A 22,217-nucleotide genomic window follows, 5' to 3' on the forward strand; every position below is an offset into this window, starting at 1 on the left:
GTGAGAGGGTGGCGGTAAAGCCGGCGGCGCGGTTCACGGAGTCCGGACGATGGGCCCCGTCCGATCCGGCCCCGCCATCCCTGGCGGGTCGCTAAACCGCGCACGGCGCGTTGCGCCGTACACGCGCGCCGCCCTGCGAGTACGAAGTGTTCCGAGGGGGGATTTTCGCCATCCTTGGCGCGACACGGTGCCTCCGTTCGGGCCCCGGCCCCGCCATCCTTGGCGGGTCGCTAAACCGCGCACGGCGCAGTGCGCCGTACACGCGCGCCGCCCTGCGAGTACGAAGTGTTCCGAGGGGGGATTTTCGCCATCCTTGGCGCGACACGGTGCCTCCGTTCGGGCCCCAGCCCCGCCATCCTTGGCGGGTCGCTAAACCGCGCACGGCGCAGTGCGCCGTAAACGCGCGCCGCTTTGCGAGTACGAAGTGTTCCGAGGGGTGATTTTCGCCATCCATGGCGCGACACGGTGCCTCCGTTCTGGCCCCGGCCCCGCCGTCCATGGCGGGTCGCTAAGCCGCGCACGGCGCAGTGCGCCGTAAACGCGCGGCTTAGCCCTGTCGGAGGGTTAGTATGGTTACGTCGTCTGGCAGCGCTTCGTAGGTATCTACATGCAGCGCCGTGCAGAGGCTGTCGAGGTCGCCGCGGCTCTTGTTGATGGCCTGCAGCAGCTGTTCTTCCTTCTGCAGCAGGTCGCCTTCGAGCAGTTCCAGCACCCCATCTGAACAGGTTACCAGCCGCCAGCTGGACGGGAGTTTGGCGCACATCACCTGCCAGTCGCCCTGCTCGAACAGGCCCAGCGGGCGCCCCTTGCCGGGCAACCACTCGGCACCGTGGGTGGTAACCAGCGCGGGCATCGGCACCTGGCCGGCGACGGCGTAGTGCAGTTGCCGCGCCGGCCCATCGATCACCCCCACGAACATGCTGGCGTGCTTGTCCAGACGAGTAGACAGCAGTTCGCGGTTGATCAGACTGAGAATCTCCAGCAGGTCGCTGTCGAGCGTGTCCAGCTGCGCAAACAGCGGCCGCTCGCGCAGCAGGTGCATGATGCTGTGCTTGATCAGCGCCGTGACCAGTGCCGAGGACACGCCGTGCCCGGAGACATCCACCAGGTAAAAGGCGACAAAGCGCTCGCCGAACAGGCCGTAGTCGATGAAGTCGCCGCTCAGGTAGAGGGAGGGAATCAGGCGATAGGCGGCTTCGATGCCGCCGGGATAGCGGTATGGGGTGCGCGGCAACAGGTGCTGCTGCAGCAGTCGCCCGGCCTGCTGGTCCCGCTGCAGCAGCTCGACGTGATCGCGCAGCTCGCGGTTGCGCCGCTCCAGCTCCTCGCGATACTCGAGGTTCTGCTGCGCCAGGGTTTCCGCATTGGTGATGCGGCAGATGGCGTGGTCGATGACCTCGGCGTCTTCGAGTGGTTTGAGCAAATAGTCGCTGGCACCGAGGCGCAGCGCCTGCACCACATCGCCGACTTCACTGTTGGAAGCCAGCACCACCACGGCGGTATCGGGGGATACCTGCTTGATCTTGCGCAGCACTTCCAGACCGCCGATGTCCGGCAGGTGCAGATCGGTGATCACCAGTTGGAACAGCCCAGGGGCAAACCGGCTGATTCCCTCGAGCCCGCTCTGCGCTTCCACCACCTGATAACCGAGGCGCGAAAGCGCACCCCGTACGAATTTGCGGGCGCGCTCGTCTTCCTCGATCAGTAACAGGCTTCTGCGGCCGGCCATTCAGTGGCTCTTCTAGCGGTGAAAAGGAGGTGCGGGGTAATCAGAAGCCGAATACATCTTCTTCGGCATCTTCTTTAGTCTCTTCTTCGGCGCCTTCATCGGTATCGTCGCCAAAATCATCGGCTTCGACATCGGCGCCGAAATCGTCATCCAGCTCGCCGTCGTTGACCAGATACTCGCGCCGCTGCATATAGGCATCGCGCAGCAGGACATAGCGATCCCCCGACAGCAGCGACTCCGCCTGCAACAGGGCGGCGCGGGTTTGCACGATATCGGCGACCTTGAGCGTGTAGCGCGTGGGATCGTGTTCGACATAGGTCAGCGGGTTGGTATACCAGTCAACCACCCTGCCAGGAACGTCGCGCGCCGTGGACGGACCGAAAAACGGCAATACCAGGTACGGCCCGGAGGGCACCCCCCAAACCGCCAGCGTCTGGCCAAAGTCCTCGCCGTCGCTCTCTTCCAGGCCGATGTGCTGAGCCACATCAAACAGGCCAACCACACCCACGGTCGTGTTGACGAGGAAGCGACCCGCATCGTTACCGGCCTGGCCCCACTTGCCCTGCAACGCACTGTTGAAGCTGTTGGTGACTTCGCGCAGGTTGTCGAAGAAGTTACTGACACCGTACTGCATGAAGATCGGGGTAATCTGCCGATAGCTGGTGGCCACCGGCTTCAGCACCCAGCGGTCAGCAGTGTCGTTGAAGCGGAACATGGCGCGGTTATAGCCTTCCCAGGGGTCGCGCGCCGCCGGCTCCTCGTCACTGGCGAATTCGTCCGCCGGATCGAAACCGTACTCATCCTCGAGCGAGGAAGACTCTTGCGTGGCGTTGTCGGTATCGGCAGTTGCCGCGTCGCTGTCGCCGGCTGGCGCAGCGCCAGTGTCGACGGATTCACTTTGCCCGGCGGGATCCTGTGGAGCGGCAACTTCCTGTTCCGTCTCCGCAAAAGGATCCTGTGCCGCAAACGACAATACCGGCATGACGGCCATTGTCGCGGGAATCAACCAGAGCGAGATCAATGTGCGTCCTAGCAAAACTCTGCTCCTCTCTATCAAGTTACACATTGCGGCGATTCTAACGCCCCCGCAATGTGTAAACCACCCTCGCCAGCATAGCAGCCGCTATTCATCAAAGATGCAGGAGTTTCGGGCAAGGCTAAGCCCCGCGATCACACCGACACGCAACAGTTTCTGTAACAGCTCGCGACCGAACTTTTGCAGCGCATCGCTGTCCGTCTGGGGCATTTCCCCGGCCAGCTTCTGCAACAACTGGCGTCCGCTCAGGGCTTCAGCCTCTGCCAGCTGCAACAGGCGCGCGGTGACGGCGTTGATTTCCATAAACCCCACTTCGTCTTCGCGATCGCGATAAACCAGAAGAAATGTAGGGGTTTTTGGCGGTTCCTGCGGCTGGTAAGCGGGGCCAATTCTGTGCACCGGATAGCGGTAGCTGAGGCTCCAGACCAGTGGCGATACCACCGGCACCGAGGCCATAACGTCACCATCGGCGAGCAATCCGGCGGGAAACTCGGCCTCACTGACATCCAGCGCCAACTCCACCCATTCGTAATGGGCCAGTTCCAGCAGGAAGGGCGGGTCCCCCGCCTGGGTGCCGCGCTCGTTCTGCAGATAGTGCAGGAACTCCTCACTGATCTGTAAAAAGTACGGGCTGTGAGAGGTATGGCGGTGCACGAAATCGCGCACCATAGTGTGCCAGCGCTCATTGCTGTACAAACTGCGCAACACCGGGAAGCCGCCGGCGATAAACGACTCGATATTCTTGTAGATCAGGTCGCGGTAGATACCCATGCGCCGGTCCTCGATCTCCGCGGGCGGCGCACAGATATCCGGCGCGCGGAGGTGGGCGGCGAACTCGCGCTGCAATCGCTGAAACTTGCGGGGTTTATCAACGGCCGTGGACATAGCTCGCCTCCACGGACTGGGCGGCCTGTATGGCGCGGATGCGCGCCACTTCTTTCAGCAGTTGCGGCAGCGGCGGTATGTTGAAGTCGCGCTCCAGCAGTGTCGGCGCTGTGCCGTGAATCTCGTAGGCCTGCTCGAGTAGCTGCCACACCGGGTCGATCACCGCGGCACCGTGGGTGTCCACCTTGAGGTCGTCGGCTTCATCGTAGTGGCCGGCGACATGTATATAGCGTATGCGTTCGCCGGGAATTCCGCGCAGGAACTCGAGCGGATCGTAGAGGTGATTGATGGCGTTTACGTAGGTGTTGTTGACGTCGAGCAACAGGTCGCAGTCCGCCTCCTGCAGCACCGCATTGAGGAATTCCAGCTCGGTCATTTCCTGCCCCGGTGCGGCATAGTAGGAGACATTCTCCATCGCGATGCGCTGTTCCAGCACATCCTGCACGACGCGAATGCGCTCGGCCACATAGCTCACCGCTTCGGCGGTGAACGGGATGGGCAGCAGGTCGTACAGGTGGCCGTCGTCGGAGCAGTAACTGAGGTGTTCGCTGTAACAGCGAATGTTGTTTTCGCGCATAAACGCTTTGATGGATCGGACCAGATCCAGATCCAGCGGTGCCGGCGAACCAATGGATAGGGACAGACCGTGTATCACGAACGGGAAACGCTCTGTGTACTGGCGGAACCAGCGCCCGTAGCGTCCGCCGACACCGATCCAGTTCTCCGGTGCCACCTCGAGAAAATCCACCGCATCCGACGACAGGTCCTCGCCCATCATCGAACGGCGCAGACCGAGGCCGGCACCTTGAACCGGATATTCTCTTGTAGCCAATTTTTTCATCACTTATTTTTGCTGGCGATTTCGAGGGGCGGCATGCAAAAACGCCGCCCCTCTATAGGGCTAGAACCGAATTATCCGCCGCACTTGCCCTCGCCGCATTTACCTTCTTTCTTTTTACCCTCTTCTTTTTTACCTTCGCCGCATTTACCTTCGCCGCACTTACCTTCTTTTTTCTTGCCTTCTCCGCACTTACCTTCGCCGCATTTGCCTTCTTTTTTCTTTTCGCCTTCCTGCTCCTGATCGTTCAGGGCGAGGCTGTAGCCACTTGACAGTTCTTCGGCCGCGAAGGGGTTGGCACTGTCAGCCGCGGCGGACACATTGATGGCTGCCGTGGCGAGGAAAGCCGCGCCGACGGCCGCTGCAACCGGGGAAAGATGCTTCTTGCTCATAACAATTCTCCTGAAAATTACCCTGAGTAATAAAAGACACACATTGGGCGTGCCAATCCTCTGCGGAGTATAGTGCTACCGCAGAAAAACCAGTCATGCGTTGAGACAGGGCGCTATTCGGCCAATGTATATCGCCGTTTCCGCACTTTTATCCCTTTCTCAACCTTTTTGTCGCGCGAGACGATGAGATATTACAGCGCCGACGAAACAATCTTGCACCCCTTCTCGTCGCTACCGTTGCGCCGCCAATAACGGGGCCGATTGCTGAATTTCCACCCAGAGCTTATGCAGGCGCTTGCCCGATACCGGCATCAGGGTTTTCAGGGTTTGGGCGAACAGGGAGATACGGAACTCTTCCAACATCCAGCGGTACTGGTTGAGCTGCGGTTCGGCGGCCAGTGTTCTGGCTGCGTAACGCTCCGCCAGAACAAGATATGGCTCAGCGATCTTGTGGAATTCACCTTGCAGCTTGCGGTCGCGGTTTGGGTCCAGTGCCGCTTTTTCCAGGCGCAGCGCTATGCCTTTCAGATAGCGGCCGTACTGCCGCAACCACTCCAGCGGCGTATCGAACAGGAAACCGCGGTAGAAGAGTCCGCTCAACTGCTGCTGCATGTCCCCCACCGCCATGGCGACCGCCAGGTTTTTCTGCTGCTTTATCTGCTTTCGCAGCGGTACCAGCTGCGCCAGCGCCTTGACCAGCAGCTCTGCTATTTCCTGCGCGACACCGATCAGCTCACCGCTTTTTTCCAGCGCGGCCATGAACTCCGCTTCGGTGCGCGGCCACTGCTCGTCGGGCCAGAAAACCTCCCGCGCGGCGGCGAGCAATACGTCATCCGCCACCTCTTCGCGCCGGCCGAGATCCGCCGCCGACAGGCCCAGCTCCTTGCCGCGCAATAATTCCTTGCGCAGGTATTTCACCGGCTCGGGCAGGTGCAGCAGTGCCAGGCGGCAGATGCCGGCGCGGGACAAGCGCTGCGCCTCGGCCGGATTGTCGAGGAGTTTCAGCGATACGCTGTCTTTTCCTTCCACCAGGGCCGGATAGGCCCGCACCTTGAGGCCGCCCTGTTGCAAAGTGTGCGTTTCCGGCAGGTGGCCGAAATCCCAACTGGTGATGCCGTCGCGCTCGAAATCGTCACCGGCACTGGCCAATTCCTTCTGCACGCGATCGCGATAGCGCGCCTGTAGCGCCGCCAGGTCCCGGCCCTGATCGAGCAGCTTGCCCTCCTCGTCCAGCACCTGAATATTGAAACGATAGAAATCCTCCAGCGACTGCTCCGCCGATTCCCAGGCGGCATCCGGCAGTTCCTGGGCGGTCTGGCGGTGCAGCTCTTTGGCCAGCGAGTGCCACAGCGGTGTATTGTCCGGCTGCAGTTTTGGCAGCGCGCGGTCCACTGCCGCCGGTACCGGTACAAACACCTTGCGCCACTGCTTTGGCAGCGCCTTGATCAGCGCAATGCACTTGTCACGCAGAATGCCCGGCACCAGCCACGACAGTCGCGCCGCCGGAACCTGATGCAGGGCGCCGACGGGCACCTGAATACTCACGCCATCGTCGACACTGCCCGGCTCGAAGTGGTAGCTGAGCGGAAATACGATGCCACCCGCCTGCAACTCATCCGGGAACTGCGCCTCGCCCACATGTTCGGCACTCTGCTGCATCAACAGCTCGCGCGGGATGAACAGCAATTGCGGATCGGCGCTCTCCACCTTCTTGCGCCAGTGTTCGAAGCCGGCCAGGTTGACGATGTCCGCGGGAATGCGCTCGTCGAAAAACTGGAAGATCACCTGGTCATCGACGACGATATCGCGGCGGCGCGACTTGGCTTCCAGGTCCTCGAGCTCATGCAGCAGGTCCTTGTAGTGAGTGATGAAGCGGCCCTTGCCGCGGTAGCGCTGCTCGACCAAGGCCTGGCGGATGAAGACTTCACGCGCCGTTTGCGGATCCAGCTTGCCGTAGTGGATGCGCCGTTTCTCTACCAGTACCAATCCGTACAGGGATATCTTCTCGAACGCCATCACCTGGCCGGCACGGGCATCGTAGTGCGGCTCGAAATAATTGCGCTTCACCAGGTGCGCGGATGCCGCCAGCACCCAGTCCGGCTCTATCTTCGCCACCGTGTGCGCGAACAGGCGGCTGGTTTCCAGCAGCTGTGCCGCCACTACCCAGGGCGGTGGTTTCTTGAACTGGCCGGAACCGGGGAAGATATGGAAGCGGCGGTTGCGGCAGCCGATAAACTCCTTGTTCTCGTCGCGCACGCCGATATTGCCGAGCAGGCCCGGTACTATGGCGCGGTGCACGGCGGCATAACCTTGGGCGGAGTCGTCGGCCGCCTCGCGATTCTCCTTCAGTTTCAGTTCCCGGCAGGCTATACGCAGTTGGTGGTGTATGTCACGCCACTCGCGCATGCGCAGCCACGACAGGAAATTCTTCTGGCACCACTTGCGCAGCTGGTTCTGGCTGAGCTCCTGGCGCTGCGCCTCGAAGGTGTCCCACAGCTGTACAAAGGAGAGGAAGTCGGACTGTTCGTGCCGCCACTGGCGGTGCTTTTCATCCGCGGCCTGGCGCTTTTCCGCCGGCCGCTCGCGCGGATCCTGCACCGCCAGTGCGCTGACAATTATCAGCACCTCGCGCAGGCTGCCGCACTCCGCAGCCGCCATCAGCATGCGGCCGAGCCGCGGATCCAGCGGCAGACGCGACAGGGCGCGCCCAAGTGGTGTCACCCTGCCCTCGCCGTCCACCGCCTGCAGTTCCTGCAACAGCTTGTAACCGTCGTTGATCAGGCGCGGATCCGGCGGATCGACAAACGGAAAATCGCGGATATCGCCGATCCTGAGCTGCAGCATCTGCAGAATCACCGCGGCCAAATTGGTGCGCAGGATTTCCGCGTCGGTGAACTCCGGGCGCTGCTCGAAGTCGCGCTCCTCGTACAGGCGCACGCAGACGCCGGCGCTGACGCGGCCGCAGCGGCCGGCGCGCTGGTTGGCGCTCGCCTGGGAGACGGCCTCGACCGGCAAGCGCTGGATCTTGCTGCGGTAGCTGTAGCGGCTGATCCGCGCGGTGCCCGGGTCGATCACATAGCGGATGCCGGGCACGGTAATCGAAGTCTCGGCGACATTGGTGGCCAGCACGATGCGCCGCCCCCTGGAGCCGGATGCAGAGTGAAACACCCTGGCCTGCTCCGCCAGGCTGAGGCGCGCATATAGCGGCAGTATCTCCAGCTGCGGAATCTGCGCGTCCCTGAGGGCCTTGGCGCACTCGCGGATCTCCCGCTCACCGCTCATAAACACCAGAATGTCGCCCCCGGTGTGCCGGCCACCGGGGTGCCGGCCACCGCGCCGGCCGCTGCTCTTCTCTTCATGCAGCAGTTCTTCCACCGCGGTGATCACCTGTTCATTCAGGTCGGCATCGCTGTCCGCCGGTGGCCGATAGTGGATCTCAACCGGGTAGGTACGGCCGGACACCTCGATAATCGGCGCATCGTCGAAGTGCCGGGAAAATTTCTCCAGATCGATGGTGGCCGAAGTAATGATCAGCTTCAGGTCCGGGCGCTTCGGCAGAATGGTTTTCAGATAGCCGAGCAGGAAATCGATATTGAGGCTGCGCTCGTGGGCCTCGTCGACGATCAGCGTGTCGTACTTGTTCAGCAGCGGATCGCGCTGAATCTCCGCCAGCAGTATGCCGTCGGTCATCAGCTTGATATGGGTGTGCTCGGTGCTGTGGTCGGTGAAGCGCACCTGGTAGCCGACCGACTCGCCGAGCGGCTGTTGCAGCTCCTCGGCGATGCGGTTGGCCACGGTGCGCGCGGCGATGCGGCGCGGCTGTGTATGGCCGATCTGGCCGAAGATACCGCGGCCCAGCTGCAGGCAGATTTTCGGCAGCTGCGTGGTCTTGCCCGACCCCGTCTCGCCGGCGACCACCACCACCTGGTGTTTGCCGATCAACTCGGCGATCTCTTCGCGCCGTGCCACCACCGGCAGCCCTTCCGGCCAACGCACCTCGGGCAGCTTGCGCCGGCGCGCTTCCGCCAGCGCCATCGACGCCTCCACCTGTTCCCCCAGCTGCGTCAGCATGCGGTCAACCGGCTTGCCCTCCTTCTGGCGTCGGCGCGCGTTATTGAGCGATTTTCTCAGGCGAAAGCGATCCCCCCCCATACAGTGGGCGATCTGCGTATCCAGTGCGCTCAGCGCTTGTTTGGCTTCGATGTGACTCATGATCCGGGAAGAAACTGCAAACGCGCGATTATACCTGCCGCGGCCGTCGCCTTCACTGCAGTGAGTTTGCGCTTTTTGGCGCTCAACTATACTTGGGCAGACGCACGACTTTCCCCGTGGTCGCGGTCAATCGCCGCGCCCGCGGATGCATGCCGTAACTTGCGAGCTGTACCTATGCAAGATCTCAAACCCAAACCGCCGGCCAGCGCCGGAGAAATGCTCGGTCATCCCAAGGGGTTGTTTTTGCTCTTTGGCACCGAGATGTGGGAGCGCCTCAGCTACTACGGTATGCGGGGTATTTTCGTCTTTTACCTGACCTCGGCGGCAACCGCCGCAGTATTCGGCTGGGAGGCCCTGTCGGATACCGAACTGCAATCCAAGGCCCTGAGCTACCTGGGCTGGTATGCGATGCTGGTCTACCTGACACCGATTATCGGCGGCTGGGTGGCGGACAACAAATGGGGGCAACGGCGCTGCATCATGTTCGGCGGTGTGCTGATGATGCTGGGCCAGTTCTCCCTCGGCTTCCCCCACAGCTGGCTGCCGGACGGATCCGAAATCTACATGCTGTGGCTGGGTCTCGCACTGATGATTATCGGCAACGGGTTTTTCAAGCCGAACATCTCCACCATGGTCGGCGACCTCTACGATGAGGGGGACCAGCGCCGCGACACCGCCTTCACGATTTTCTACATGGGCATCAACCTGGGATCCATCCTCGGCTACCTGGTGATCGGCTGGATTGGTGAGAAGGTCAATTACCAGCTCGCCTTCTTCGTCGCCGGGCTCGGCATGCTGCTGGGCCTGATATTGCAGATGACCCAGGCCAAGCGCTACCTCGGCGAGATCGGCAACCAGCCGTCGGCGAAACTGGGCTTGAAACAGGAATCCGTCGACAAGCACGCGCCGCTCACACAGGAAGAGCGAGACCGTATCAAGGTGATCCTGATTCTCGGCTTGTTTACGGTAATTTTCTGGGCCGGCTTCGAACAGGCCGCCGGCTCGATGAACCTGTTTGCCAAATACAACACCGACCTGCACGTGTTCGGCTGGGAAATCCCGGCGAGCTGGCTGCAGATGGTCAACCCGCTGTTTATCATCATTCTCGCACCGATCATCGCCAGTATCTGGGTCGGCCTCGGAGACCGCGAGCCCAATTCGCCGACAAAATTCAGCATGGGCCTGGTGTTCCTGGGCCTGGGCTTTGTCGCCATGGTCGGTGCGGCACTGCAGATCGGCGACTCCGAGACCGTCAAGGCGAGCCCCTGGTGGCTGATCTTCGCCTACATTTTTCACACCATCGGCGAGCTGTGTCTGTCCCCGATCGGACTCTCCATGGTGACCAAGCTGTCGCCGCTGCGCTACCTGTCGCTGATGATGGGGCTCTGGTTTGCCTTTATCGGTATCGCCAACAAGGGCGCCGCGGAAATCGGTAAGCTGGTCGGCGAGTCTGGCCCGCTGGCAACTTTCGGCGGCGTCGCCATCGCCGCGATTGCCGCAGGCATTATCCTGTTCTTCCTGCGCAACAAGCTGGTGGATTGGATGCACGGCGCGGAAGAGGTGCACGTCAAAGTGGGCGACACCACCAAAGAGGAAATCAGCATCACTGCCGATCACGAGGGTACACCGCCCAGACATTTCAGCGGCTGACAGGGAATGCGGAATGCGGAATGCGGAATGCGGAATGCGGAATGCGGAATGCGGAAGAGGATGTGGAGCCCTTGCCGCCAGTCAACTTGTTTTCCTTGGCTTAGCTTAGGCGCGAACCAAATGTCCACCCGCAAACATGTAGTCGAATCGCGTATTCCGTATTCATCATTCCGCGTTCCGCATTAACCTCACCGCCCCTTCACCAGACAGGCGATCGCCCGGTCCAGCCCTTCCAGCGTCATCGGATACATATGATCGTGGACGAGGCGCTTGGTGAGGCCGATGCTCGGCGTGTACTGCCAGTATTCCTCACCGACCGGGTTCAGCCAGATTAACTTGCCGTAGGTATCGGTCACCCGCTCCATCCAGGCCGCCCCCGGCTCCTCGTTCATATGCTCGACACTGCCGTAGCGGCTGGTGATTTCGTAGGGCGCCATCGATGCATCGCCGACGAAGATCACCTTGTAGTCCTTGCCGTAGGTGCGCAGCACTTCCAGCAGGGGTGTTGTCTCGCTGTAGCGGCGCTGGTTGTCCTTCCACACGTGCTCGTAGACAAAGTTGTGGAAGTAGAAATATTCCAGGTGCTTGAATTCGGAGCGGCACGCGGAAAAGAGCTCTTCGCACACCCGCACATAGGGATCCATGGAGCCGCCGACATCGAAAAAGATCAGCACCTTCACTGCATTGTGGCGCTCCGGCACCATCTTGATATCCAGCAGCCCGGCGTTGCGCGCGGTCGAGGAAATGGTGTCATCCAGGTCCAGCTCCTCCGCGGCGCCGGTGCGAGCGAACTTGCGCAGTTTGCGCAGGGCGACCTGGATATTGCGTGTACCGAGGGCAATGCTGTCATCCAGGTTTTTGAACTGGCGCTTCTGCCACACTTTGGCCGCTGAGCGATTGCGACTGCTGCCGCCCACGCGGATACCCCCGGGGTGATAGCCGCTGTTGCCGAAAGGGCTGGTACCGCCGGTGCCGATCCAGCGATTGCCGCCGCTGTGGCGCTCTTTCTGCTCCTCGAGGCGCTTCTGGAATTCCTCCAGCAGCTTTTCCAGGCCGCCAAGACTCTCGATCTTGGCTTTTTCCTCTTCGCTCAGCTGCTTCGTGAATTCCGCTCGCAGCCAGTCTTCGGGAATCATCTGCTCGAGAATATCGTCGAGGGTTTCCAGGTCCTTGAAGTAGGCATCGAAAGCGCGATCGTATTTGTCGAAGTGTTTTTCGTCTTTGACCAGGCAGGTGCGCGACAGGAAATAAAACTCTTCCAGGTTGGCAAACACCAGATGCTGCTGCAGCGCCTCCAGTAGCGAAAGCAGTTCGGTGATGGAGACCGGCAGTTTGTAGCGGCGCAGGTTGAGGAAAAATCCGATGAGCATATCAGTTCCGACGTAGCCGAATTCGGGCTGTAGGAGCCTGCTTGCAGGCGAACAAGGGCGGAGTTCTGTAGCCCTTCGCCTGCAAGCAGGCTCCTACAGGGAAGATCAAGGATCTACCGGTTTTCCCGGCGAGCCATAAATGCCAGGCGTTCGAGCATGTGCACGTCCTGCTCATTCTTCAGCAGCGCGCCATACAGCGGCGGAATTGCGCTGCTGCTATCGCGGTTTTTCAGGACCTCTTCGGGAATATCGTCGGCCAGTAGCAATTTCAGCCAGTCGATCAGCTCGGAAGTGGAGGGTTTTTTCTTCAGCCCCGGTACGTCGCGCAACTGGAAGAAAATATCCATCGCCTCGCCTACCAGCTGCCCCTTAATACCCGGGTAGTGCACATCGACGATCTTGTGCATGGTGTCGCGGTCGGGAAAGCTGATGTAGTGGAAGAAGCAGCGGCGCAGGAAGGCGTCCGGCAGTTCCTTCTCGTTGTTGGAGGTGATGATCACGATCGGCCGCTGCCTGGCCTTGACGACTTCGCCGGTTTCGTAGACGAAAAACTCCATGCGATCCAGCTCTACCAGCAGGTCGTTGGGGAATTCGATATCCGCCTTGTCGATCTCGTCGATTAGCAGCACCACGCGCTCTTCCGCAGCGAAAGCCTCCCACAGCTTGCCACGTTTGATGTAATTGCGGATATCGTGCACCTTGTCCACACCCAGCTGCGAATCCCGCAGACGGGACACCGCATCGTATTCGTACAGGCCCTGCTGCGCCTTGGTGGTGGACTTGATATGCCACTGGATCAGCTTCAGTCCCAGGCTGCGCGCGACCTCCTCGGCCAGCAGTGTCTTGCCGGTACCCGGCTCGCCTTTGATCAGCAGCGGCCGCTGCAGGGTAACCGCCGCGTTGACCGCCATCTGCAGGTCTTCGGTGGCTACATAGCTATCGGTGCCGGTAAATTTCATCGTCACTCCAGTCCTGTTCGCACAAATCATCTAGTTGAGGCGAATATTAAATGATCAGGCGGGAGTGACGAAAGGCGGGAACGATCAAACTGCATGACATGCCCGCGTTGACGGGCATCGCTGAAGAATAGTGACTACTGCGCGTGACCAGTCAGGCCATCTGGGTGCGGCGGCGGTGTACGACCTGGCGCCCCTTGTCGGTGATATACCAGCGGATACCCAGGTGGCTGTGAATCTTGCCGACCATTTCCAGTACCAGCAGGCTGTTCAGGGCGCGGGCGGCGGAGTTGGTCTCCATACCGCCCTCCTGCACCATGCCGGAAAGGGAGCGGAACACACAGTCACCATTGTTCAGCAGGTTGAGCACATGCAGGGCATTTTCGTCCAGCTTGCGGATCTGATTGAAATCCAGTGCCGGGCCCTGGTCCGGGTCGCCCTCGATCTCGTGCTCCAGCAGCGGCATGATTTCCAGCTGCATGGCGCGCAATTCCTGCTCCAGGTTCTCGACCCGGGCGCGGGCGATGCTGGCATCGCGCAGCTGGCGGCGCGCGGCGTTGAAGACGAACATACGCGAGGCGATGGCGGCCAGCAGGCAGTAGCCGGTGAAAATCAGCAGGCGGGACGGATCACCCTGGATTTCGATCAACAGGTCGCTCTGGGTGAATTTCAGGAAAATCGGTACCATCAGCGCGCCGCAGAGCCCCATGATCAGGCAGCGCGCGAGGCCGGCGGGGTCTTCCTCGGTAAACAGCATCTGGTAATAGTTCACCAGGCCGCCGAGAATGCCCGAAACCAGCATTACCGCGGTCAAAATGAGCAGATGGTCGAGCATCCGTATTCCTCTGCCATGCACAGTTAGGACGATGCTGGCATTTTTCTAATTGGATCGACTCCGCGCCAATGGCGGAGCCAGCCTTATAGATATAGCAGCTGTCACCGTGGACAGTGGAGGCGGAGAGGGGATGCGGCGCCATTGATCAGGTATTGAGACGAGCGCCTCAGTCACCGGTGAGCAGGTGGCTCACTGCTCATTGAAATAGGGATCGTCCTCGAAGCGACGGCGCTTTTCGCGACGGTAGCCCAGGTACAGGGAAATCAGCCCCCAGATTGTCATCAGGCCCAGAGCCCCGCCGGTGGCAAACACCAGGTTGGCCGTCACTTCCGGAGAAGCCCCTTCCTCCTCGAACACAGTCTGGTAGACGAAGAGCGGCAATACCGGCAGGGCCACGGAGTCCTGCACTGTGCCGCGCGCGGGTATCAGCAATGCAGCGGCGAAAGTTACCAGCAGCGTGCGGCGCAACCAGCTCCACTTCCAGTTCCGCATAAACCACCACCCGGCCAGCAGCAACACCAGGGTGCCCGCAGCGTAAATCATCCATGCAATTCGAAACTCTTCGGACATTCAAATATCACCATTAAATAACTGTAAGAACCTCTGAAAAACGTAGCGAGCGGGTGACTGGTGGTGATCGCCGGAGCGCAGCAACCGGAGCGTACTTTAGTACGTGAGGATTGCGAGCACCGCCGGACGCCGCCAGGCGCACGCGCAGTAGTTTTTCAGTGGTTCGGCTCGTCACCTACCCATTGGACAATATGCTCTTCAAAATCGTCCGGGTGCACAAACTCTTCGCTCACCACGCATCCACGTACCGAGATACCCGCTTCGTGTATTGATTCGCTGCGCCCCGATACCAGCGGGTGCCAGTCCGCCAACGATCGCCCCTCGGCCAGGGTGCGGTAGGCACAGGTCGCCGGCAGCCAGCCGAATCCCTGCACATCCTGCGCGCGCAACTGGATACAGTCCGGTACATGCTGCTTGCGATGCTCATAGTCACCGCACTGGCAGGAATGTGTATCCAGCAGGCGACAGGCCACATTGGTGGTGTAGACCTCACCGCTATCCTCATCTTCGAGGCGATGCAGGCAGCAGCGACCGCAACCGTCGCAGAGTGATTCCCACTCCGCCTCGCTCATCTGTTCGAGGCTTTTGCGCTGCCAGAAAGGCTGGTCGGCCATAGCGTTCAACCTCAACGCTGCAGCTTGCTGTTTTTCGCTGCGATGGCACTCATCTCGGAATCGGCCACTGGCGGCATCTGCAGATAATAACCGCGCTCGCAAATCTCATTCAGGACCTTGTTCGCATCGGCGCGGGCCAGTTTCTTTTCCGGTGTCACCAGCATGGTGGTGACATGCTGCGGTTTGCCGAACAACTCCAGTAAATTTTCCGGTACCCGCAGGGTACCCTCGCGCTTGTCTACGTACAGGTACATATCGTCTTTCCGCGGACTGCGGTAAATATCGCACAGGATTTTCACGTAAGGGCAACTCTACTAACTGCTTGTCGTCTCTGGCTTTCTGGCTGGTTCGCAATCGAGGCGCAACTTCGCAGGCATGCTGACGCCTGTCAAGAAGTTGCAACGCTGAGTGCGGGCCAGCCAGAAAGCCCCGAAGGGCGCGGCCTGACAGGCGCTATCGCCGCGTTGGCTCGCTTGGCAAGGGCACCAAGCCTTCCTCTGCGCAAGCCGCCTTGCGATAGCGCCTGTCAGGTTGCGCAGAGGCACAATCATTTAATAGAGGTGCCCTTACCTTCCTCGTCACGCAGTGTCTTTAATACTTCGAGCAGCGGCTTGCCAATCACGTCACCGCGCCAGCCCTCGAGCCGCCCCTGTAATTCCGGGCGGGGGGCCTGCACCAGCACCTCCAGCTCTTTTTTGCGCACCAGAATTTCCGGGGGCAGGTGTTCCAGTTCGGCAATCGCATTGACTTCCTGCCGCAACAACTTGAGCCACTCGCCCTGGCGCCGGCTCAGGGGCTGCGGCAATCGCGGCGGTATCTCTTCACGCTCGGAGGCACTGGCAATAATCTGCAACAGCGTATCGCCGTGCTCGCGCAGCGTACGGCCCTCCAGGCCCGGCTGCGCCAGGGTAGCCTTGTGCTGGGGCAACTGCTGGGCCAGGTTCATGCAGACATTTTCTTTCAGCAGGTGATTGCGCGGCAGGTCCCGCAATCGCGCCTCCCGCTCACGCCAGGTGCACAGATCCTGTAGCGCCGCCAGCTGCTTGCCGCGCAGGCGCCAGGCGCCCTTCACTTTTTGATAGTAGAGCTCAGGGGGCTGCGGGTTTCGCGCAGCGGCGACCAGTGCAGCACAATCTTCCTGCAGCCACTCCAGGCGCTCCTGCTCCCGCAGTCGCTTCACCAACACGCCGTAAAGCAGTGGCAGCCAGGCGACATCCAAGGCGGCGTAATTTTTCTGCGCGTCACTGAGCGGGCGCTGCAGCCAGTCGGAGCGGGTTTCGCTCTTCGGCAGATCGATATTGAGCAGCTCCTTGACCGTTGGCGCATAGCCCAATCCTGCCCCCATGCCGGTGAGGGCGGCAGCGATCTGGGTATCGAAAATCGGTTCGGGAATCGCGCCCAGCAGTCGTTCCAGCGTTTCCAGGTCTTCACTGCAGCTGTGCATGATCTTGGTCACGCTGGTATCCAGCAGCAGCTCGCGCAGTGGCTGCAGGTTTTTTATCGCCAGGTTGTCGATCAGGTAACAGCGCTCGCCGTCCCCGACCTGCACCAGTGCCGGCTGCGGGAAAAAGGTGCGGCTGCGCATAAACTCGGTATCCAGGGCCACCGCATTCTGCTGCCGCCAGCGCGCGCACAGTTCCGCCAGCTGCTCCGCGCTGTCGATCCAGATTGGCGTCGTATCTACGTTGATCATCAGCGCCCTCAGCCGCCCGGAAAAAAGGAAGTTCGGCTGTTAAAAGCGTGGGCCAGGGTACCGCCGTCGATGTATTCCAGCTCGCCACCGATGGGAACGCCGTGGGCAATGCGGCTCACGCTGACCCCGCGCGCTCTGGCACGCTCGGCAATAAACTGCGCTGTGGCCTCGCCTTCGACGGTGGGGTTGGTGGCGATAATCAGTTCTTCCAGCGGCTCATTCGCCAGGCGCTGCTCCAGCAGGTCGATGCCGAGGTTCGCCGGACCAACACCGTCGATCGGCGACAGGTGGCCGTGCAATACGAAATAGCGACCGTGGTAATTGCCCGCCTGCTCAATCGCCAGCACATCCGCCGGTGTTTCCACCACACACAGGGAGTTCGGGTCGCGCCGGCTGTTGTTGCACAGGGCACAGATTTCCTGCTCGGTAAGGGTGCGGCACTGGCTGCAGCGGCCGACCTTGTCGACGGCCAGCTCCAGAGTGCGCGCCAGCAGACCGGCGGCATCGCGGTCTTTTTCCAGCAGATACATAGCCATGCGCTGCGCCGACTTGGGGCCAACGCCGGGCAGACAGCGCAGCGCGCGTATCAGGTCTTCAATTAGGGGACTAAACATAAATGTTGGAAATTATTCGCCAAAGTGCGTCTTAGAAAGGAAACTTGAAGCCTTCCGGCAGGTTCATGCCGGCGGCGAGGTTGCCCATCTGCTGCTTTTGCAGCTCCTGCGCTTTCTCCTCTGCACGGCGCACCGCATCGTTCACCGCCGCGGCCAGCAGGTCTTCCAGCATTTCCTTGTCTTCACTGAGCAGGTCCGGATCGATCTCCACCGAGATAACGTCGTGGCGACCGTTCATGGTGACCTTGACCATACCCGCGCCGGACTCGCCGCAGACGCGCAGATCGTTCAGCTCTTGCTGCACCTTCTGCATTTTTTCCTGCATCTCGGCCTGCATCTTCTGGGCCTGCTGCATCAAATCGCCCAAACCTTTCATATTCTGCTCAACCTCTATGATTTTCGGTGCACTCGCACCCAAATGGCATGATTAAAATCCGTCACTCGGCATCCACCAGGGACTCCACCGAATCGGGCTGGAGTTCAGCGCCGAGCTCCTGCTGCAGCTCCTGCACCAGCGGATCCGCCGACAGGGCATCGCGGGCGGCAGCCAGGCGCGCCTCGCGCGTCGCGGCGGCCAGGCGTGCCGGGGTGGTCCCCTGTACCTGTCCCACTTGAATGTGCACAGTGACCGACTGCTGGAAAAAGTCCCCCAGCAGGTCAGCGAGGCGCCGCTGGTGCACCTCGTCGTACAGACTGCTGTAGGACTCGTCCAGGGTAAAGGAAAGTATATTGTCATGCCGTCCCACCAGCTCCAGGTGGAAGGCAATGGAATGCAGGATACCGCTGACCCCGAGCTGACTGTAGAGTGCCGGCCAGCTGCCCGGTGACAGGGCATCGAGACGCGCACTCGCGGGCTTCTCGGCAACCGGCTGTTGCGGCTGCGGCCTGCTTTCCTGCGGCGGCACCGGCGCGGACTCGACCTGAGCCACCTGCTGTCGCAGCTGCTCTCGCAGTGCCGCGCGCGCATCCTGCTGTGCGGACAAATCTGGCGCGGCCGGCGGCGGAGGTACTGGCGCCGGCGGCTGGGGAGCGGGTGACGCCAGCTCCTCGGCAACCGCAACCGGTGCAGGCACCGGCTCCGGCGATCGCTCCACCACAGCCGCCTGCGGCGGCGTCACTGGCCCGGCAGTTTCGGCGGCCTGCGGTGGCATTGATTCCGGTTCAACGAGGGGCGGCGCCACGCGTTCCGCTGCCGGCGGCTCTGCCTGCGACTGCTCCATTCGGTGCGCTACAGCTTCGACAGGCGCCCCACCGGCTTCAGCCGGTTCCGGGTTCGTCAGGGGCTTTTTTTCCGCAGTCACCTCCGCAGCCGCCTCGGCTCCGGGCGTCCCTGCTGGCCGCTCGGCTGCCGGTTGCGGCTGCGCCGCATTGCTGTGCGGCAGGCTGGCGCGCGGGATATCTGCCACCCCCTGTGGGCGGAAGGCCAGCATGCGTAGCAGCGCCATCTCGAAACCGCTGCGCGGGTCCGGCGCCAGCGACAGGTCGCGACGCGCAAGCAACGCCATCTGATAATAGAGCTGCACATTTTCCGGGGCGATGCGCGCGGCATGCTCACTCAGGCGTTCGCCGTCACCCAGGGCGTTGTCGACGGATTGCGGCAGCACCTGGGCTACCGCAATACGGTGCAGGTTATTGGCCAGCTCTGCCAGCGCGGCGCTGTAGTCCGGCGCCTGCTGTGCCAGTTCCTCGACGGCGGCAAACAGGGCCGGCGCGCTCTCGTCGGCGAGCGCCTGCAGCAGCTTCCACACCAGGCCGGAATCGATGCTGCCGAGCATGGCTCGCACTTCCGCCTCGCTGATCTTGCCGCCGCCAAAGGCGATCGCCTGGTCCGTGAGACTCATGGCATCGCGCATACTGCCGTCGGCGGCGCGCCCGAGGTGCCACAGGGCCCCCTCCTCGAAGGGCACCATTTCCTGCTCCAGCACGAAGCGGAGGTGCTCCACCACCCGCTCCGGGCTCATATTCTTCAGATTGAACTGCAGGCAGCGGGACAATACGGTAACCGGCAGTTTCTGCGGATCGGTAGTGGCGAGCAGGAATTTGACGTGGGGCGGCGGCTCCTCCAGAGTCTTTAACAGCGCGTTGAAAGAACTGTTGGACAGCATATGCACTTCGTCGATCAGGTAGACCTTGTAGCGACCTCTCGTCGGTGCGTACTGGACATTTTCCAGCAGCTCGCGGGTGTCCTCCACCTTGGTGCGCGATGCCGCATCCACCTCGATCAGGTCGACAAAACGCCCCTCCGCGATCTCACAACAGGCCGTGCACTGACCACAGGGTTCTGAACTGACACCGCTTTCACAGTTCAGGCACTTGGCCAGGATGCGCGCGATAGTGGTCTTACCCACACCGCGGGTACCGGCAAACAGATAGGCGTGGTGCAGACGGCCATTATCCAGGGCATTGATCAGCGCCTGGAGCACATGCTCCTGCCCCACCATCTCCCGAAACAACCGTGGCCGCCACTTGCGCGCCAGTACTTGATAGCTCATCCGCTCTCCAGCGCCCGCCGGCGCCATTGCTGTGTCTTGAATTTTGGCGCCACTGGCGCGGGGGCCATTATACCGGCATAGACGGTGAGGCATAGCCAGGCCCGGTTAAGGCTTGATTCGATGGCCCCGCCCCTTCGGGTTGGGCCCTGCACAGGACGGCAACGCGGCTATCGAATTAAGTGTTATCAGGCCCTCAGCCCCTCGTCGCCGAGCGGAAGCCTGTGATATAACTGTGCGCCAGCTCGCAATACAACAACGATCCCAAAACCACAGCGGGCGCAGTACGGGGAAACCTCTTAGTAATGAACAAAGCTCGGAAAACGCTTCTGGAAAAGCTGTTTGCCGAACACGGCCAGGCATTGGTGCGCTTTGTGGCACGCATTGTCAAAAGCACCGAAGATGCCGAGGACATAGCCCAGCACGCCTACCTGCGCCTGCAAAAACTCAGCGACGAGAAAGAGCTGGATAACCCGCGCGCCTACCTCTACCAGATTGCAAACAACCTAGCGGTGGACCAGCTGCGCCGGGGCAAGCTGCATATGGAATACATCAGCCAGCAAATGCCCGCGGAAGGCGAAACCATTAGCGACGAGCACGCCGATCACCAGTCCCCTGAGCGGGTACTGGCGGCCAGACAGCAGTTACAGTCCATTTATGAGGCCATGGACAGCCTGCCGATCAAGTGCCGCCAGGCCTTCCTGCTACACCGGACTCGCGGACTTTCCTACAGCGAAATAGCCCAGGAAATGAACACCTCAGTCAGCAGCGTGGAGAAATACATACTGCAGGCACTCAAGGTGTGCCGACGCCGGGTTGAGGTAAATAGGTAGTCCCCGGGGAACAGGGCAGCAGTAAACGCATCCAACAACCCCGAATAGTTACTGCTACTTGGGCGCAGTTTTTATCCCTTCTATCGCAAATGAATTGCGGAAATGCGGACCGACGCACAGGCTTTGTGCACAGCCGTACCGAACTATTCACAAATTTACTTGAGGGAGACACCCGGTCGGTCGTCTTATCTCAGAGGCCGGTCATTTGAGCACAAAAACCGGCGCAAAGAACAAACAAAACGCTAAGATTGCGCGGCATTGGCAAAACTTATTGCGCCAGACGTGCAAAGCACGAAAAAAATCGCGCCAAATAGGCCGATTCAATAGAATGCACCAAAATAAAGCAGGACCGGGACGTCCTGACGGGGCGGGAAAGGACCAAACAAGGTAAACAGCGGTGAACACAGCGGGCGTACAAAACGTACAAAATGAAGACAGGCTGGACCAGGCATGCGCCTGGATCGCGCGCCTGCGCTCCGACACCGTCAGCGCCGCGGATCGCCGCGACTTTGCCGCATGGCTAACAGCGTCTGTCGAAAACCGCCACGCATTCGATGAAGTCACGGAACTGTGGGGCGACCTGGGTGCTCTTGCCCATATGCCGATTGACGAGCTTTACCCCGAGAGCCGCCCGACCGCTCAATCCTCTACTCAGCCCGGTAAGCACAAAGTGCGCACCTCACCTGGTGGCGCAGTGGCCGCCGATGGCTGGAACTTCGCCCAGTGGCTGATGGGTGGCGGCCTGGTTGCGGCCTGCCTGGTCGTGACCCTCTGGGTCGGCAACCAGTGGCTGACCGGTAACAAGGTCCGCGAACAGTCGTTTATTACCCAGGTTGGCGAAACCCGAACCGTAACCCTGGCCGACGGCTCCCAGATTCAGCTCAACACCAATACCGAATTACACGTGGCCTTCAGCCGCGAAGAGCGCCGCACCCAACTGGTGCGCGGTGAGGCCTACTTCGACGTAGCCCGCCAGACGGCCCGCCCCTTTACCGTTGCGGCGGGCAAGGCCAACATCCGCGTCCTGGGTACAGAGTTCAATGTGGAACGCAATCCTGACAGCACCCGTGTATCGGTAACCGGCGGCGTCGTATCAGTCAGCGAGGCCGAAAGCGCGCCGGGGCTGCAACCAGAGTCGGTCAAGCTGGTGAAGAACCAGAAAGTCAGCGTTTCCAGCGGCGGCCTGAGCGCTGTAGGTCGCACCTCCACAGAGGAAGCTCTCGACTGGACCCGCGGCGTACTGGTTTTCGAGCAGACCCCACTGGCGGAAGCACTCGTAGAGTTGAACCGCTACCTTAAGGTTCCCGCCGAAGCCGACCCCAGTGTGCGCGACCAGCTGCTGTCCGGCACCTTCGAGCTCTCCGACCCGGACAACACCCTGAAAGCCATATCAACGGCACTGAACCTGCACCAGGACCACAGCGATCCTAACCTGACTCTCTTGTCTCCCAAGCGCAACTAAGTTATAAAAGCCGCTTGGGCGATCGTTTATTGTACAGCC

Annotated in this window: 19 protein-coding genes; 3 read left to right on the top strand and 16 right to left on the bottom strand. The window is 61.0% G+C overall.

The features are described 5' to 3' along the window. Positions 1 to 547: 547 nt before the first annotated feature. The 6 genes from BUC36_RS11180 to hrpA all read right to left on the bottom strand — a co-directional run bounded on the left by BUC36_RS11180 (position 548) and on the right by hrpA (position 9,092). Positions 548 to 1,729, bottom strand: coding sequence for a PP2C family protein-serine/threonine phosphatase (locus BUC36_RS11180; RefSeq protein ID WP_073275149.1), 1,182 nt, complete (start codon positions 1,727 to 1,729; stop codon positions 548 to 550). A 40-nt stretch (positions 1,730 to 1,769) separates the two neighbouring features. Next, on the bottom strand, positions 1,770 to 2,765 hold the full coding sequence (locus tag BUC36_RS11185) for an MlaA family lipoprotein (RefSeq protein ID WP_234994968.1): 996 nt from the start codon (positions 2,763 to 2,765) through the stop codon (positions 1,770 to 1,772). An 87-nt stretch (positions 2,766 to 2,852) separates the two neighbouring features. Then, positions 2,853 to 3,650 (bottom strand): HvfC family RiPP maturation protein, encoded by a 798-nt coding sequence (locus tag BUC36_RS11190; RefSeq protein WP_073275151.1) that lies wholly within the window; start codon positions 3,648 to 3,650, stop codon positions 2,853 to 2,855. Then, positions 3,634 to 4,491 (bottom strand): HvfB family MNIO-type RiPP peptide maturase, encoded by an 858-nt coding sequence (locus BUC36_RS11195; RefSeq protein WP_073275153.1) that lies wholly within the window; start codon positions 4,489 to 4,491, stop codon positions 3,634 to 3,636. The genes BUC36_RS11190 and BUC36_RS11195 overlap by 17 nt, the downstream gene beginning before the upstream one ends. Positions 4,492 to 4,562: 71 nt before the next feature. Next, the gene (locus tag BUC36_RS11200; protein ID WP_073275155.1) at positions 4,563 to 4,880 is read right to left on the bottom strand and encodes an HvfA family oxazolone/thioamide-modified RiPP metallophore; all 318 of its coding nucleotides are present in this window, start codon (positions 4,878 to 4,880) and stop codon (positions 4,563 to 4,565) included. A 231-nt stretch (positions 4,881 to 5,111) separates the two neighbouring features. Continuing rightward, positions 5,112 to 9,092: an ATP-dependent RNA helicase HrpA gene (hrpA, locus tag BUC36_RS11205; RefSeq protein WP_073275157.1), complete on the bottom strand. Its 3,981-nt coding sequence runs from the start codon at positions 9,090 to 9,092 to the stop codon at positions 5,112 to 5,114. Between the two features lie 174 nt (positions 9,093 to 9,266). Here hrpA and BUC36_RS11210 point away from each other — a divergent pair, with 174 nt between their 5' ends. Further along, positions 9,267 to 10,742, top strand: coding sequence for a peptide MFS transporter (locus BUC36_RS11210; RefSeq protein WP_073275159.1), 1,476 nt, complete (start codon positions 9,267 to 9,269; stop codon positions 10,740 to 10,742). Positions 10,743 to 10,930: 188 nt separating this feature from the next. On the opposite strand, the gene BUC36_RS11215 is transcribed toward BUC36_RS11210, so the two are convergent. The 10 genes from BUC36_RS11215 to dnaX all read right to left on the bottom strand — a co-directional run bounded on the left by BUC36_RS11215 (position 10,931) and on the right by dnaX (position 19,886). Next, the gene (locus tag BUC36_RS11215) at positions 10,931 to 12,112 is read right to left on the bottom strand and encodes a vWA domain-containing protein (protein ID WP_073275161.1); all 1,182 of its coding nucleotides are present in this window, start codon (positions 12,110 to 12,112) and stop codon (positions 10,931 to 10,933) included. A 113-nt stretch (positions 12,113 to 12,225) separates the two neighbouring features. Beyond that, a complete protein-coding gene (locus tag BUC36_RS11220; RefSeq protein ID WP_073275163.1) occupies positions 12,226 to 13,071 on the bottom strand; it encodes an AAA family ATPase in 846 nt (281 codons plus the stop codon). A gap of 151 nt (positions 13,072 to 13,222) precedes the next feature. Continuing rightward, positions 13,223 to 13,903, bottom strand: coding sequence for a YEATS-associated helix-containing protein (locus tag BUC36_RS11225; protein ID WP_073275165.1), 681 nt, complete (start codon positions 13,901 to 13,903; stop codon positions 13,223 to 13,225). Positions 13,904 to 14,092: 189 nt separating this feature from the next. Then, positions 14,093 to 14,473 (bottom strand): hypothetical protein, encoded by a 381-nt coding sequence (locus BUC36_RS11230; protein ID WP_073275167.1) that lies wholly within the window; start codon positions 14,471 to 14,473, stop codon positions 14,093 to 14,095. Between the two features lie 155 nt (positions 14,474 to 14,628). Then, positions 14,629 to 15,087, bottom strand: a complete 459-nt coding sequence (locus BUC36_RS11235; RefSeq protein WP_073275169.1) for a YcgN family cysteine cluster protein — start codon at positions 15,085 to 15,087, stop codon at positions 14,629 to 14,631. A gap of 11 nt (positions 15,088 to 15,098) precedes the next feature. Then, a complete protein-coding gene (locus BUC36_RS11240; protein WP_073275171.1) occupies positions 15,099 to 15,386 on the bottom strand; it encodes a YcgL domain-containing protein in 288 nt (95 codons plus the stop codon). A 248-nt stretch (positions 15,387 to 15,634) separates the two neighbouring features. Continuing rightward, positions 15,635 to 16,780: a ribonuclease D gene (rnd, locus tag BUC36_RS11245; RefSeq protein WP_073275173.1), complete on the bottom strand. Its 1,146-nt coding sequence runs from the start codon at positions 16,778 to 16,780 to the stop codon at positions 15,635 to 15,637. 8 nt (positions 16,781 to 16,788) lie between these two features. Continuing rightward, positions 16,789 to 17,394, bottom strand: coding sequence for a recombination mediator RecR (recR, locus tag BUC36_RS11250; RefSeq protein WP_073275175.1), 606 nt, complete (start codon positions 17,392 to 17,394; stop codon positions 16,789 to 16,791). Between the two features lie 31 nt (positions 17,395 to 17,425). Continuing rightward, a complete protein-coding gene (locus tag BUC36_RS11255) occupies positions 17,426 to 17,770 on the bottom strand; it encodes a YbaB/EbfC family nucleoid-associated protein (protein WP_073275177.1) in 345 nt (114 codons plus the stop codon). Between the two features lie 61 nt (positions 17,771 to 17,831). Continuing rightward, positions 17,832 to 19,886 (bottom strand): DNA polymerase III subunit gamma/tau, encoded by a 2,055-nt coding sequence (gene dnaX, locus BUC36_RS11260; RefSeq protein ID WP_073275179.1) that lies wholly within the window; start codon positions 19,884 to 19,886, stop codon positions 17,832 to 17,834. A gap of 302 nt (positions 19,887 to 20,188) precedes the next feature. Here dnaX and BUC36_RS11265 point away from each other — a divergent pair, with 302 nt between their 5' ends. Continuing rightward, positions 20,189 to 20,716 (top strand): RNA polymerase sigma factor, encoded by a 528-nt coding sequence (locus tag BUC36_RS11265; RefSeq protein WP_073275181.1) that lies wholly within the window; start codon positions 20,189 to 20,191, stop codon positions 20,714 to 20,716. A 397-nt stretch (positions 20,717 to 21,113) separates the two neighbouring features. Then, a complete protein-coding gene (locus BUC36_RS11270; protein ID WP_073275183.1) occupies positions 21,114 to 22,178 on the top strand; it encodes a FecR family protein in 1,065 nt (354 codons plus the stop codon). The last annotated feature ends 39 nt before the right edge of the window (positions 22,179 to 22,217 follow it).

This window comes from Microbulbifer donghaiensis, from assembly GCF_900129095.1.
Lineage (GTDB): Bacteria > Pseudomonadota > Gammaproteobacteria > Pseudomonadales > Cellvibrionaceae > Microbulbifer > Microbulbifer donghaiensis.

Excerpts from the sequence above, each read along its gene's own strand:
- BUC36_RS11235 (WP_073275169.1), bottom strand. The coding sequence starts at position 15,087 with ATGGCCGACCAGCCTTTCTGGCAGCGCAAAAGCCTCGAACAGATGAGC.
- BUC36_RS11200 (WP_073275155.1), bottom strand. The coding sequence starts at position 4,880 with ATGAGCAAGAAGCATCTTTCCCCGGTTGCAGCGGCCGTCGGCGCGGCT.
- BUC36_RS11255 (WP_073275177.1), bottom strand. The coding sequence starts at position 17,770 with ATGAAAGGTTTGGGCGATTTGATGCAGCAGGCCCAGAAGATGCAGGCC.
- BUC36_RS11265 (WP_073275181.1), top strand. The coding sequence starts at position 20,189 with ATGAACAAAGCTCGGAAAACGCTTCTGGAAAAGCTGTTTGCCGAACAC.
- BUC36_RS11180 (WP_073275149.1), bottom strand. The coding sequence starts at position 1,729 with ATGGCCGGCCGCAGAAGCCTGTTACTGATCGAGGAAGACGAGCGCGCC.
- hrpA (WP_073275157.1), bottom strand. The coding sequence starts at position 9,092 with ATGAGTCACATCGAAGCCAAACAAGCGCTGAGCGCACTGGATACGCAG.
- BUC36_RS11230 (WP_073275167.1), bottom strand. The coding sequence starts at position 14,473 with ATGTCCGAAGAGTTTCGAATTGCATGGATGATTTACGCTGCGGGCACC.
- BUC36_RS11190 (WP_073275151.1), bottom strand. The coding sequence starts at position 3,650 with ATGTCCACGGCCGTTGATAAACCCCGCAAGTTTCAGCGATTGCAGCGC.
- BUC36_RS11220 (WP_073275163.1), bottom strand. The coding sequence starts at position 13,071 with ATGAAATTTACCGGCACCGATAGCTATGTAGCCACCGAAGACCTGCAG.
- BUC36_RS11210 (WP_073275159.1), top strand. The coding sequence starts at position 9,267 with ATGCAAGATCTCAAACCCAAACCGCCGGCCAGCGCCGGAGAAATGCTC.
- BUC36_RS11195 (WP_073275153.1), bottom strand. The coding sequence starts at position 4,491 with ATGAAAAAATTGGCTACAAGAGAATATCCGGTTCAAGGTGCCGGCCTC.
- BUC36_RS11215 (WP_073275161.1), bottom strand. The coding sequence starts at position 12,112 with ATGCTCATCGGATTTTTCCTCAACCTGCGCCGCTACAAACTGCCGGTC.
- rnd (WP_073275173.1), bottom strand. The coding sequence starts at position 16,780 with ATGATCAACGTAGATACGACGCCAATCTGGATCGACAGCGCGGAGCAG.
- dnaX (WP_073275179.1), bottom strand. The coding sequence starts at position 19,886 with ATGAGCTATCAAGTACTGGCGCGCAAGTGGCGGCCACGGTTGTTTCGG.
- BUC36_RS11225 (WP_073275165.1), bottom strand. The coding sequence starts at position 13,903 with ATGCTCGACCATCTGCTCATTTTGACCGCGGTAATGCTGGTTTCGGGC.
- recR (WP_073275175.1), bottom strand. The coding sequence starts at position 17,394 with ATGTTTAGTCCCCTAATTGAAGACCTGATACGCGCGCTGCGCTGTCTG.